The organism is Arthrobacter sp. ISL-30, assembly GCF_018613855.1.
Classification (GTDB): Bacteria; Actinomycetota; Actinomycetes; order Actinomycetales; family Micrococcaceae; genus Arthrobacter.
This window is the reverse complement of sequence record NZ_JAGGPK010000016.1, coordinates 61,677-75,474: the sequence shown is the minus strand read 5'-3', so window position 1 is coordinate 75,474 and position 13,798 is coordinate 61,677. Positions and strand designations below refer to the sequence as shown.

The window sequence follows — 13,798 nt, the reverse complement described above, 5'->3', positions numbered from 1 at the left end:
AGGATCGCTCCGGAGCAACTTTTCAAACTTACCCGCTAGCTCCACCCGGGTCAAATCGGCGTTCTTGACTTCGTTTCACATTGGAACGCGGTCAACGTCACCGAAGCACCCTAGGGGGCTGCGCGGGTACTAACTATACCACCACTTTCTGGCGGTCGCAAAGCCACCGCGAACCAGTCTGGGGGCCCTGAGACCGGATGGCAGAAAGGGCCGGCGATCGAGGATCGCCGGCCCTTTCCCTGGTGATTACAGCAGCTGGTCAGTCCTGCTGGGGCTGGCCAGTCTCCCGGGTGATCACTTCCTGGCGAATCACTGCCTGGGGAATAACCACGTCAGCGGAAGCTGGACCAGCTACCGCGTCAGTGGAGGCGAGACGTGTCGCCGTATTCGAGCCAGTGGGCTTGAACCATGCCGCTCCCAGAGGCGGGAGGGTGACATCCAAGTGCGCGGGCTGGCCGTCCATGGGGCTGATCTTCGCTCTGAGGGTGCCCGCATTGATCACGCCCGAGCCGCCGTAGGGCTCTGCGTCCGTGTTGAGCACCTCTTCCCAGGCTCCGGGGAGCGGAACGCCCAGGAGGTAGCCGCTATGCGGACCACCCGAGAAGTTGACGGCACAGACCAGGGGCTTGCCCTCTTCGTCCCAGCGAATGAATGTCAGGACGTTGCGGTCAGCGTCGCCACCGTTAATCCACTGGAATCCGCCAGGCTCGTTGTCCCGGGTGAACAGGGCCGGCGTCGAACCGTACAGCTCGTTCAGGTCCTTGGTCAGCAGCTGCAGTCCGCGGTGGGAGGGAATGTCGGCGAGGTACCAGTCGAGGCCGTGCTGTTCGGACCATTCAGCCTCCTGCCCGAATTCCGTACCCATAAAGATCAGCTGCTTACCGGGATGCGCCCACTGGAAGGCGAGGAACGCCCTGAGGTTCGCCAGCTGCTGCCACCGGTCTCCGGGCATCTTGCGCAGCATGGAGCCCTTGCCGTGGACGACCTCATCGTGGCTGATCGGCAGGAGGAAGTTTTCGGTGAAGGCGTACACCATGGAGAAGGTCATGGTGCCGTGGTGCCAGCGCCTGTTCACGGGGTCCTCGGACATGTACTTCAGCGAGTCGTGCATCCAGCCCATGTTCCACTTGATGCCGAAGCCGAGGCCTCCCTGGCTCGTCGGGGCGGTAACACCCGGGAAGGCAGTGGACTCTTCGGCGATGGTCACAGTGCCGGGGTGGGTCTTGTAGACAGTGGCATTGACCTCCTGGAGGAACGAGATAGCCTCCAGATTTTCACGTCCGCCATACCTGTTGGGACTCCACTGCCCCTCCTCGCGGGAGTAGTCCAGGTACAGCATCGACGCCACCGCATCCACGCGGAGCCCGTCGATGTGGAACTCATCAAGCCAGTACAGAGCGTTGGCCACAAGGAAGTTCCTGACTTCGGTACGTCCATAGTCGAAGATCAGGGTTCCCCAGTCCGGGTGCTCTCCCAAGGCAGGGTCGGCGTGCTCGTAGAGGGCTTCGCCGTCGAACTCCGCCAGAGCCCAGGAATCCTTTGGGAAGTGCGCCGGGACCCAGTCGAGCAGGACGCCGATGCCTGCCTGATGCAGCGAATCGACCAGGAAGCGGAACTCGTCCGGATGCCCGAACCGCGATGTCGGTGCGTAGTAAGAAGTGACCTGGTAACCCCAGGAACCGCCGAACGGGTGTTCGGCCACCGGCATGAACTCGACGTGGGTGAAGCCCAGCCACTTGACGTAGTCCACCAGTTCCTTGGCCAGTTCCCGATAGCCCAAGCCGATGCGCCATGATCCAAGGTGGACCTCATAGACGCTCATCGGGGAGTTATGCGGGTCCTTCAGGGCTCGCGCAGCCATCCACTCGTCGTCCTTGAAGCGGTAGTGCGACTCGATGACCTTGGAGGCAGTCTGGGGCGGAACTTCGGTGCCGAAGGCCAGCGGATCCGCCTTTTCCGTCCACCATCCGCCCTTGGTGAGGATCTCGTATTTGTAGCACGCCCCTGCTACAACACCGGGAATGAAGACTTCCCAGATGCCGGAGGATCCCAGGGAACGCAGGGCATGGTGCCTGCCGTCCCAGCTGTTGAAGTCGCCCTTGACCCTCACGGCCTGCGCGTTCGGTGCCCACACGGCGAACGAGACGCCGTCAACTTCGCCCAGCGGCGAGCTGTAGTGCTGGACATGCGCCCCGAGGGCATCCCAAAGCCGTTCGTGCCGGCCTTCCCCGATGAGGTGAAGATCCAGCTCGCCCAGGGTGGGCAGGTAGTGGTAAGGGTCATCCACTCGAATAGGCGCGTCGCCGTTGTAGCTCACATCGAGGCGGTAGTCGGGTACGTGCCCGTGCTGGATGGGCTCCATCACGGCGACCCAGACGCCGTCGGCCTCATGAATCATAGGGATCGTTCCCTGTTCGGTCACCACCGAAACTGCCGTCGCCAGATGCTTCACGGTGCGCACCGTCACGTGCCCGTGGTCATCGAGGTGCGCGCCAAGAATGGAGTGCGGTGCATGGTGCATGCCGGCAGCAACCCTCGCAAGGGTGCCGGGATCCACATGAAGCGGAACTCGGGGCCGATCGGTATGCGCAGAGCCTGTCATTTCATTACCTTCCGCTGCAACCGCGGCGTTCCCGCCGGGGCTGGTGTTTTCGAGGAGCCGCCGCGAAGCGTTGACCGGGATGGATAACCAATCCGGCCTGTTCCGCAGCTCATAAACTACCTCGTACAAAGCCTTGTCCAGCCACAATGCCATAAAGAGCGGCGAGCGGCGGTCAATGGTTCCGGGCGTGACCTCGCTGTAGCCGGCCAGGAACGCCTCGGCGCAGTCATCTACCCACTCGTCGGGGACAACGGCGGCTGGATTCTCACGGACTGCGGCACCAGCGGCGTAGTCGAAGGAGCGGAGCATGCCTACGACGTCGCGGAGGGGAACGTCAGGGAGGCTGCGTTCCTTGATGGGCCGCAGCGGTTCGCCTTCAAAGTCCAGGATGGCCCAGCGGTCAGGCCGGCCCGACGCTCCCGGAACCCTGAGGATCTGTCCGAGGTGCAAGTCTCCGTGGATGCGCTGCAGCTTGCCCGTTCCCGTGTGCGAGAGTCCGGCCAGCAGGGAGTCCAGGCGGGCGTCATAGGGTCCGACGACGGTTCCGGCCTCCGCCCACGTCTGGCGGACCCGCCGGGCTACTGCTGCTGCCGGATCCTGTTCAACAGCAGAGCGTTCAACAGTTCCGAGGGTCTGGGCAAGCCTTTGATGGACAGTTGCGGTTGCGGCTCCAAGGGCATGTGCCTCCGCTGTGAAGTCGCTTCCGGCTGCCGCAGCCTCAACGGCGAGACGCCACGCGTCCTGGCCGCCGGCAAGGAATTCGTGGGCAACTGCGAGCTCTCCTGTCGCCTGCCGTGGGGAACCACCATTGGAGTCTGAGACATCCCAGCTGGCCGTAACCCAGCCCAGCGTCGCAGGGACTTCACTTGTCCCCGCTGCCGTCAAGGCAGCGCCGATTTCCGCATCCGGATTCCGCCCCTCTGAAACAACCCGGAAGATCTTGACGATCGCAGCCGCCTCGCCGTCGTCGATGATCACCGAACTGTTGGACTGCTCGCCTGACAGAACCCGGATCCGGCCGGATGCCTGCGGCAGTCCGGCGCCACCGACAACGACATGGCCGTGGGCATTTCCGTCGAGGGTGGCGGCCTCGCTCCGCATCAAATTAAGCCAGGCCGCCACGAAAGCAGAGTCGTGGACGGCGTCGTAGATCCAGAGGGCGTCCGAGTTCCCGGCGGGGACGCCGGTGAGGGAATCGGGCACCTCCGCTTCAGCCACGAGAGCGTTCTCAGCCCCCGGCAAGGGTGCCCCCCTGAAGCTGAGGGGAACCTGCAGGAGGTCGCTGTGGCTGGTGCCGTCGGCCTTCACATAGCCGATTTCCAGCAGCCTGACCACCAGGCGGGCTTCGCCCGTCTCATCGGAGAGCTGGAAAGCGCCGCGACTTTCCAGCGTAAAGTCGTCGTTCTTGACCGGGAACCATCGCTGGTTCGGGAGCCAACGGCGCAGGAGTTCATCCACAGGAGTTGTCACTTGGGGCAAAGTCATCTCAGCCTTCGATCGACAGTACGGGAATTGCCTGGGTATAGGGCGACGCCGGATTCGACATCATGGAGCGCATGCGCAGCCAGAAGAAATCGTGGCTGCCCAGCGTCAGGGTTAGCGAGCCGTCATCACGGATTGCGGGGAACACCTGTCCGCCGAAAACGTCCCGAAGCCCGCGGCCGGCGTAATCCGGGATATCCAACGTGGTGGCGACCGGGTGCTGCGAGAGGTTGAAGACGCACAGGATTGTCTCATTGTCCTCCCCCTCCGCGTTTCCTTCCGGAAGCTCCCGCAGATAGGCCAGCACGGCGTCCTGGTCGGCCTGGATGTGCCGGAATTTGCCGAGTCCAAAGGCGGGATGGTTCTTGCGGACGTTCAGGATCTGCCGCATCCAGCGCAGGAGTGAACCCGAATGGGCGGCCTGAGCCTCCACATTGGACATTGTGTAGTTGTAGACAAGGGACTGAATGATGGGCAGGTACAGCTTTCCCGGATCGGCACTGGAAAAGCCGGCATTACGATCCGGATTCCATTGCATGGGGGTGCGCACCGCATCGCGGTCCTCGAGCCAGATGTTGTCCCCCATGCCGATCTCGTCCCCGTAGTAGAGAAAGGGACTGCCGGGTAATGAGAGGAGCAGCGCGTGGATGAGTTCCATCTCCGCCCGCGAATTGTCCAACAGCGGGGCGAGCCTGCGCCGGATGCCGATGTTCGCGCGCATACGCGGATCAGGGGCGTACCAACCCAGCATCGCCGCGCGTTCGTCGGGGGTGACCATTTCCAGGGTCAGTTCATCGTGGTTGCGCAGGAAGGTTCCCCACTGTGCCCCGGGAGGGATATCCGGTGTTTCACGGAAAGTATCGATGATGGGAGCGGCCTTCTGGTCACGCAGCGCATAATACAGGCGCGGCATGATGGGAAAGTGGAATGCCATGTGGCATTCGGGTTCCTCTGCGGTCCCGAAATACTCCACAACTTCATGCGGGGGCTGGTTCGCCTCCGCGATGATGACCCGACCCGGGTAGTTCGCGTCGACCATCTTCCGCAGTTCGCGGAGGAAGGCGTGGGTCGCGGGAAGATTCTCGCAATTGGTGCCCTCCTCTTCGTACAGGTAGGGAACGGCATCGGCCCTAAAACCGTCAATGCCCTGGTCCAGCCAGAACCGAACGACGTCGTGGACGGCTTCGATCACCTTTGGGTTCTCAAAGTTGAGGTCGGGCTGGTGGCTGAAAAAACGGTGCCAGAAGAACTGACGCCGAATGGGGTCGAAGGTCCAGTTTGATTCTTCGAAGTCGACGAAGATGATTCGCGCATCCTGGTACTTCTGGTCTGTGTCGCTCCAGACGTAGAAATCTCCGTACGGCCCGTCCTGATCCCGCCGGGATTCCTGGAACCAGGGGTGCTGGTCCGAGGTGTGGTTCAGCGGGAGGTCGATAATCACGCGCACACCGCGGGCGTGCGCTTCCGCTACAAGTCGCTTGAAGTCGCTTATGGTGCCAAATTCGTCCAGGACGGAAGTGTAGTCGGCAATGTCATACCCGCCGTCGCGGAGGGGCGAGTGAAAGAACGGCGGCAGCCACAGACAGTCAACACCCAGCCATTGAAGGTAGTCCAGCTTTTCAATGAGGCCGTGGAAGTCGCCTGAGCCGTCGCCGTTCGCGTCCGCAAATGCCCTCACCAGTACTTCATAGAACACTGCTTTCCGATACCAGTGCGGATCGTGCTGCAGGCCAGGAGCGTTTAGCTCGAAGGTGCTCTTTGGAGTGAAGTACGGGCTAGGGATGTGCGGACTGAAACTCACTAGGGCTGCCTCCTGATGCTCAAAATGTGTGCCGGTTCCACATGAGCGTCAAGCCGGACGTAGTTGTATTCGCCCCACTCCCAGCTTTCGCCACTGATCAGATCATCCACCAGGAAGCGGCCGTTATGGGTGAAGTCCGCCGGATCGAGCTGGAGCGCCGCCAGGTCCAGGGAGACGGTACTTTCCCTCGTACTGTGCGGGTCGACGTTCACCACGATGATCAGGGTGTCCTTGGTTCCGTCGGCCAAGGTCTTGTGCTTGGAGTACACGACGGTGGCGTCATCGGTACTGTTGTGCACGGTCAGGTTTTGCAGGTCGCCCAGCGCCGGGTGCGATCGCCGGATCGTGTTCAGGCGGGTCAGGTACGGCGCCAGGCTGCGCCCGGACGCTGCTGCCGCATCCCAGTTGCGGTCCTTATACTCGTACTTTTCGTTGTCGATGTATTCCTCAGCGCCGGGGCGGGCAACGTGTTCGTACAGCTCAAAACCGGCGTAGACGCCCCAGAGCGGACTGGCAGTTGCTGCCAGAGTGGCCCGGATGCCGAACGCAGCGGGTCCGCCAAATTGCAAATACTCCGTCAGGATGTCCGGGGTGTTCACGAAAAAGTTCGGCCGGAAGTACGCAGGCGAGACATGGCTGACCTCGTTGAAATAGGACTCCAGCTCTGGCTTCGTGTTCCGCCAGGTGAAATAGGTGTAGGACTGCTGGAATCCGGCACGGCCGAGGGCATGCATCATTGCCGGCCGGGTGAAGGCCTCGGCGAGGAAGACGACGTCGGGGTGCTTCTTGTTGACCTGTCCTATCAGCCACTCCCAGAACCAGACCGGCTTGGTGTGGGGGTTGTCCACGCGGAAGATCTTGACGCCGTGGCTGATCCACAACAGGACGATCCTCAGGACCTCCTTGGACAAACCCGCGGGGTCGTTGTCGAAGTTCATGGGGTAGATGTCCTGGTACTTCTTCGGCGGGTTTTCAGCGTAGGCGATGCTGCCATCAACGCGTGTGGTGAACCATTCCGGGTGCGATTCGACCCAGGGGTGGTCTGGAGCGGCCTGGAGTGCGAGGTCGAGGGCCACCTCCAGTCCCAACTCGCCGGCCCGGGCCACGAACGCGTCAAAGTCCTCGAAAGTACCCAGGTCCGGGTGGATGGAGTCGTGGCCGCCTTCGCTGGAGCCGATGGCCCAGGGCGAGCCGGGATCGTTGGGGCCGGCCAGCAAGGTGTTGTTGCGTCCCTTGCGGTGAACCCTGCCGATCGGGTGGATCGGGGGGAGGTAGATGACGTCGAAGCCCATCTCTGCAACGGCGTCGAGCCTCTTGGCCGCCGTCGTGAAGTTTCCGGACTGCCACGTTCCTGCGGCGGCGTCGAAGACGGCGCCTTCTGAGCGGGGGAAGAACTCATACCAGGAGCCTCGACCCGCGGCGTCGCGTTCCACGAGCAGCGGGTACCGCTCAGAGACGGTCACCAGCTCGCGGATCGGCTGGCGTTCAATGACTGCGGCGACTTCGTCGCTAAAGCCGGCGGAAAGGCGCTCCTCTGCGGAGCGGGATGCGTCGGCGAGGCCCTCGGACGCGGTACGAAGGGTCCGGCGGTCGGCAGCGTTGCGGGTGGTGTCCTCGGCTGCCTTGCCCAGGAGCGCCGCACCTTCGGCAAGCATCAGCTCGACGTCGATCCCGGCCTCGACCTTGACCTCGGCATTGTGGTGCCAGGTGCCGTAGGGGTCATGCCATGCCTCAATGGCGAAACTCCAGATCCCCGTCGACTCGGGCGTCAGCAGTCCTTCCCAGCGATCCGTTCCCTTGCCTCGCTCGCCGGGAGGCGGGGCGAGCCGCGTGCGCTGGCGCTCCTTGCCCCGGGGGTCGAACAGGACGGCGCTGACACCGAGCTGGTCGTGTCCTTCCCGGAAGACCGTTGCTCCAACCACGATGTCTTCCCCGGGCAGCGCCTTGGCCGGGAATGTCCCGCCCTCGACGACGGGCTGGACCTCAGTGATAGGGAAGCGTCCAAAGCGGAGGCCGTCCCTGATGTCGGCCTTCGGCTTCGGCTTTGACTTGGAAGGGGCCTTGGTCTGCGAAATAGTCGTCACAGGCTCGACGTTATCGAGAAAAATCACAGATTGCTAAGCATGCGCCGCATATTCCGTCGCGCAATGTGTCATTTACCTAAAAGAAACCAAAAGAAGTTCCGACGGTCCTACTTGTCGATTAGTGTGACGCTCGTGAAGGCGATACGCAGGTTTACAGTCCGAACTGTTCTTCCCGAGTCGATCCGGCCACTGGCCGGCTTGGCGACCAACTTGCGCTGGTCGTGGCATCGGCCTACGAGGGAGCTTTTTGCAAGCCTGGACCCGCATTTGTGGGAAGAGAGTCGTTACGATCCCATCACATTGCTGGGCTCCATAACACGCGAACAGCTTCAGCAATTGGCGGCCGACGAAGACCTTGCCAGCAGGGTGCAAGCCGCGGCGGCGGATCTTGACCGCTATCTCACCGAACCTCGCTGGTACCAGGGCCTGGGTGAAGAGGCTCCCTCCTGCATCGCCTATTTCTCCCCCGAATTCGGCATTACCGAAGTACTCCCGCAGTATTCGGGCGGTCTTGGCATTCTCGCCGGCGACCACCTGAAGGCGGCCTCGGACCTCGGGGTGCCGCTGGTCGGCGTCGGCCTGCTGTACCAGGCCGGCTATTTCAAGCAGTCGCTGTCCCGCGACGCCTGGCAGCAGGAAACCTACCCCGTCCTGGATCCTGACGGCCTTCCGCTCACACTGCTCCGGGAACCCACGACGGACGGTAGCGTCGGACAGCCGGTGGAGATCTCACTGCCCCTGCCTAACGGCCGAAAACTCCACGCTCATGTGTGGCGGGCCGACGTCGGGCGTGTCCCGCTGCTGCTCCTGGACTCCAATATGCCGGCCAACGACGATGCCGCCCGCGGCATCACGGATCGGCTATATGGCGGCGGTGGCGACCACCGGCTGCAGCAGGAGCTCCTCCTGGGCATGGGCGGTGTCAAGGCCCTGCGCATCTTCCAGCGCCTCACCGGCACACCCGCACCCGAGGTCTTCCACACCAACGAGGGTCACGCCGGCTTCCTCGGTATCGAGCGGATCCAGGAACTCATGTCCGCCGAAGATCCCCTGACCTGGGACGAAGCACTCGCTGCGGGCCGCGCCTCCACGGTCTTCACCACGCATACCCCTGTGCCTGCTGGAATTGACCGCTTCGAGAGCCTCCAGATCAAGCACTTCTTTGAGGCGGGGCTGGCTCCGGATGTTCCTGTGAGCAAGATCCTGGAGCTGGGCAGGGAAAATTACGACGGCGGCAATCCGGCGGTCTTCAACATGGCCGTTATGGGACTGCGCCTCGCGCAACGTGCCAACGGCGTGGCCAAGCTGCATGGAGTGGTCTCCAGGGAGATGTTCAGTGGCCTATGGCCAGGGTTCGACCATTCGGAGGTACCGATCACGTCAGTGACCAACGGCGTGCATGTTCCCACCTGGGTGGATCCCCGCATTTCCCAGCTCGCCCGCGAACAGTTCGGTCCCGAAGCCGAAAGCCAGGGCCGCTGGGACCTGGCGTACAGCGTCAGCGACGAAGCCGTCTGGGGCCTTCGTCGGGAGATGCGGGCCTCGCTCGTGGAGGATGTGCGGCGGCGCCTGCGGGCTGCCTGGAAGAAGCGTGGCGCAGCCGATGCTGAACTCGGCTGGACGGACACGGTGCTGGATCCGGACATCCTCACCATCGGTTTTGCCCGCCGTGTGCCCACCTACAAGCGGCTGACCCTCATGCTGCGGGACCCTGCGCGATTGAAGGCCCTGCTACTGCACAAGCAGCACCCCATCCAGCTGGTAATCGCCGGAAAGTCACACCCGGCCGATGACGCGGGCAAGAAGATGATCCAGGACCTGGTGCGCTTCACGGATGACCCGACGGTGCGCCACAGGATCGTCTTCCTGCCTAACTACGACATTGCCATGGCCCGGACGCTCTTCCCTGGCTGCGATGTGTGGCTCAACAACCCCCTGCGCCCCCTGGAGGCTTGCGGGACGTCGGGAATGAAGGCTGCCATCAACGGCTCGCTGAACCTGTCAGTCCTGGATGGCTGGTGGGACGAGATGTACGACGGCGAAAACGGCTGGGCCATTCCGACGGCCAACAACGGAGCTTCAGCCGAGGAGCGGGACGACATCGAGGCAGCCGCCCTTTATGAACTGCTGGAGTCTCAGGTGGCCCCCCGATTCTACGGCTCCACGGTTTCCGACCGGGCCGGAGCTGCCGGTCCCTCCGAATCCGTCAAAGAGTCCGTACCCACCCACTGGGTCTCGATGATCAAACACACCCTGGCGCATCTGGGACCAGCGGTGTCCGCCGAGCGGATGCTGCAGGACTATGTCAATGAGCTGTACCGGCCCGCCGCACTTTCGGGCCGGAGAGCCGTTGCCGAGTCGTTCAAGGAAGCCAAGGAGCTCGCCGGGTGGACCTCGAAGATCCGCGCCGCCTGGCCGAAGCTGATCGTGGAACATGTCGATTCGGTCGGCGTGGCGGAAGAGCCACAGATCGGGGATGCCCTACAGGTCAACGCGTATGTGGCGCTCCACGAGCTCACGCCCGACGACGTAACGGTGGAGGTGGCCTATGGCCGCGCCGAGGAGAACGATGAGATTGAGGACGTCACCATCGCCTCGCTCGAGCCCGTCGAGGACCTGGGGCATGGCAGGCACCTGTTCAGCGGGTCCGTGATGATCAACAGCTCGGGACCCTTCGGCTACACCGTCAGGGTGTTCCCCAAGCACCCGGCCCTGGCCTCCAAGGCTGAACTCGGTTTGATCGTCAACGCTTAGGGCTTTTCACGAAATGCCCGGGTGCGCTGTGCGCACCCGGGCATTTTCACGGGTCTGCCCTGGGTCCTAGGTTCGGTAGATGTTGATGCTGTAGCCCTGGAGGATGTCGCGCTCTCCGGAGGCGACCCGCACGCCCTGCCGAATCTCATGGAGGTCAGACGTGGTCATGCGTAGTTCAAACATCCGGTTGCCCGTGCCCTTTTCGTTGCTGACCTGGGGCAGGGCGATTTTTACGTCCTCAGCTCCACCATTGATGACCAGAAGCCCTTCCAGGCCGCCGTCCTCGGAGCCCAACAGCAGCTGTACTACACGACGGCTGGGGTCATTCCACTGATCAATCGACATCGGCTTGCCGTGTTCATTGAACCAGTGCAAGAACGATCGCTCCTCGCGGATGGGAAAATCGTGCGGCTGTTGGGAGAGGAATTCCTTGCGCAGCCTGATCACCCGCTTCGTGCTGCGGAGCATGTCATGGGTTTCGGGCGTGCGCGTCCAATCCAGCCAGGTGACCGTGTTGTCCTGGCAGTAGGCATTGTTATTGCCCTGCTGGGTACGGCCCAGTTCGTCACCGGCAGTGACCATCGGAACGCCGATGGACAGCATGAGGGTAGCCATAAGGTTGCGCCGGGTCTGGGCACGGGCGGCCACGATCTTTTCGTCCTCGGACCTGCCCTCGAAGCCATGGTTGTAGCTGAGGTTGTCGCCATGCCCGTCGCGGTTCTGCTCGCCGTTGGCCTCGTTGTGCTTGCGATCGTAAGACGTCAGGTCTGCCAGAGTGAAGCCGTCGTGTGAGGTAATGAGGTTCAAGGAGGCCATGCGTGATCGGCCCGACTGCTCGAACAGGCCGGCGGACCCGGAAATCACGTCTGCGAACTCCCCGGGCGGGCCGCCGCGGCCACCGGCGTCGAGGGAGGCACGGTCGGTCAGCCAGAACCTGCGCACGCCGTCGCGGAAGTGGTCGTTCCAGTCCACCCATCCCTGTGGGAAGCGGCCGGTTTGCCAGCCCCCGTAGCCAACGTCCCACGGCTCTGCGATCAGCTTGACACCGGACAACACCGGGTCGGCGGCGATAGCCATGAGGAACGGGTGCTTGGGGTCGAATTCGTTCGCTTCATTGCGGCAAAGTGTCACTGCCAGGTCGAAGCGAAAACCGTCAATATGGAATTCATTGACCCAGTACCGCAACGAGTCGAGCGCAAGCTGCACTACTTTTTGCTCGCCGAAGTTTAGTGTGTTGCCACAGCCTGTGGTGTCCAGGTAGCGGCCCAGGGCATCGTGCCGGTAATAGTGCTGCTCCCCCAGGCCCCTAAAACAAAAAGTAGGCCCACCGGGGCCTCCTTCGGCTGTGTGGTTGTACACGACGTCGAGGATTACCTCGAGGCCGGCCTGGTGGAGGAGCTTGACCATGCCCTTGAACTCATCCTGCACCGCATGGGGCCCTGCGTTGCGCGCGGCCTGGGTGGCGTAAGCCGGATGGGGGGCAAAAAAAGCTGCCGTGTTATAGCCCCAATAGTTGGTCAGGCCAATGTTCTGCAGGTGGGGTTCGTCCAGATGGAAATGGACGGGCAGGAGCTGGACGCTGGTGATTCCCAGGCTGGTCAAGTGTTCAATCATGGCGGGATGCGCCATGCCTGGGTACGTTCCGCGCAGTTCTTCCGGAATGTCCGGATGGAGCATGCTCTGGCCCCGCACATGGGCCTCATAAATGATGGTGTTCCGCCAGGGAATGCCCGGGTGGCGATCGGTGCCCCAATCGAAGTGACGGTCCATGTGGACACTCGTGATGAAGTCGCCGCGCTGGTCCACACCGCAACCGTAGGGATCGAGCAACAGTTGCTGGCCGGCGTCGTCCACGTCCGTGGCCGGCACCGACAGCGGAAGGGCACCGTGCTCTTTGGCAGCGCGGAAGCCGTAACGCGTTCCATATGGCAAGCCGCTGACGAGGCCATGGTGGACCCCATCCGTCACGTTGGGAAGGGTACGGACTTTCCAGCCTTCGCCGGGCGCCTGGAAGACAATCTCCAGATGGTTAACGGCAGGGGCGAACACCGCGACGTTGACGCGGTCCCTGCCGGAGCTGTCCGGGGAAACACCGACCCTCGGGATGCTTAGTCCCAAAGGCGTCGGCCGCGACGCGTCGACGGTGGACGCTGGGTCAAGGATCGGCATTACCATCGATTAAAAGCTTAGCCGCAGGGAGCAAAAGTCAGGTTCCGGCTGGCCTTTGTGGCGAGCCACGCAAATTGGAGGTAATTGTGCGGATAGCAGTCGCCCAAGTCACCACAGGCCGTGACCTCTCGGCCAATCTGTCGATCCTTGCAGAATATGCCAGGCGGGCCAAGGAGGGAGGAGCGGAACTTGTGGTCTTCCCCGAGGCCATGATGCGTGCGTTCGGTAACTCACTGATTGATATCGCAGAACCCTTGGACGGACCGTGGGCTAACGAAGTTCGCAGGATCGCCAAGGAGCTTGACCTTGTCATTGTTGCCGGCATGTTCACCCCTGGCACCTCGGCAGATGGAACCGGTGACGGCAAGGTACGCAACACCCTGCTGGTTACCGGCCCCGACATCGAAACGAGTTATGACAAAATCCATCTCTTCGATGCGTTCGGCTTTGCCGAGTCAGACACCGTAGACCCCGGCACCGAACCTGTTACGTTCACAGCAGGAGACATCACCTTCGGCCTTGCCACCTGCTACGACATCCGCTTCCCGGCCCTCTTCACAGCGAACGCCGAGCGAGGGGCCGTGGCCAACATCGTCTGCGCCTCCTGGGGGTCTGGACCAGGCAAAGTGGAGCAATGGGAGCTGCTCTCGCGTGCCCGCGCCGTGGACACAACGACGTTCGTGCTCGCCTGCGGACAGGCAGATCCCACGACGCAGGGCGTGGAAGTCAGGGGCACCGCTCCGACAGGAGTGGGCCACTCCGCCGTCGTCTCCCCCTTCGGGACGGTGATCGAAGAACTGAAAGGCGAGCCAGGTCTCCTCTTCGCAGACCTGGACCCCGCAGTTATAGAAGAGGCCCGCCAAAAGCTCCCGGTCCTCGCCAACCGCCGCCAGTTCTGACCCAAGT

Annotated in this window: 6 protein-coding genes; 2 read left to right on the top strand and 4 right to left on the bottom strand. The window is 62.6% G+C overall.

The annotated features are described in order from the left end of the window. Positions 1-259: 259 nt before the first annotated feature. The 3 genes from J7E82_RS07320 to J7E82_RS07310 are packed head-to-tail and all read right to left on the bottom strand — an operon-like array spanning position 260 to position 7,969. Positions 260-4,087 carry a 1,4-alpha-glucan branching enzyme gene (locus J7E82_RS07320; protein WP_214861966.1) on the bottom strand — a complete coding sequence of 1,276 codons (3,828 nt, stop codon included), beginning with the start codon at positions 4,085-4,087 and terminating at the stop codon, positions 260-262. 1 nt (position 4,088) lies between these two features. After that, the gene (treS, locus tag J7E82_RS07315; protein ID WP_214861965.1) at positions 4,089-5,885 is read right to left on the bottom strand and encodes a maltose alpha-D-glucosyltransferase; all 1,797 of its coding nucleotides are present in this window, start codon (positions 5,883-5,885) and stop codon (positions 4,089-4,091) included. Next, a complete protein-coding gene (locus J7E82_RS07310) occupies positions 5,885-7,969 on the bottom strand; it encodes an alpha-1,4-glucan--maltose-1-phosphate maltosyltransferase (RefSeq protein ID WP_374223597.1) in 2,085 nt (694 codons plus the stop codon). Before J7E82_RS07310 ends, treS begins: the two co-directional genes overlap by 1 nt. A gap of 132 nt (positions 7,970-8,101) precedes the next feature. Between J7E82_RS07310 and glgP the strand changes: the two genes are divergently transcribed. Then, the gene (glgP, locus tag J7E82_RS07305) at positions 8,102-10,723 is read left to right on the top strand and encodes an alpha-glucan family phosphorylase (protein ID WP_214861963.1); all 2,622 of its coding nucleotides are present in this window, start codon (positions 8,102-8,104) and stop codon (positions 10,721-10,723) included. A 66-nt stretch (positions 10,724-10,789) separates the two neighbouring features. On the opposite strand, the gene glgX is transcribed toward glgP, so the two are convergent. Beyond that, positions 10,790-12,898, bottom strand: a complete 2,109-nt coding sequence (gene glgX / locus J7E82_RS07300) for a glycogen debranching protein GlgX (protein WP_214861962.1) — start codon at positions 12,896-12,898, stop codon at positions 10,790-10,792. An 80-nt stretch (positions 12,899-12,978) separates the two neighbouring features. Between glgX and J7E82_RS07295 the strand changes: the two genes are divergently transcribed. Then, a complete protein-coding gene (locus J7E82_RS07295; protein ID WP_214861961.1) occupies positions 12,979-13,791 on the top strand; it encodes a carbon-nitrogen hydrolase family protein in 813 nt (270 codons plus the stop codon). Positions 13,792-13,798: the final 7 nt, after the last annotated feature.

Excerpts from the sequence above, each read along its gene's own strand:
- glgX (WP_214861962.1), bottom strand. The coding sequence starts at position 12,898 with ATGGTAATGCCGATCCTTGACCCAGCGTCCACCGTCGACGCGTCGCGG.
- J7E82_RS07320 (WP_214861966.1), bottom strand. The coding sequence starts at position 4,087 with ATGACTTTGCCCCAAGTGACAACTCCTGTGGATGAACTCCTGCGCCGT.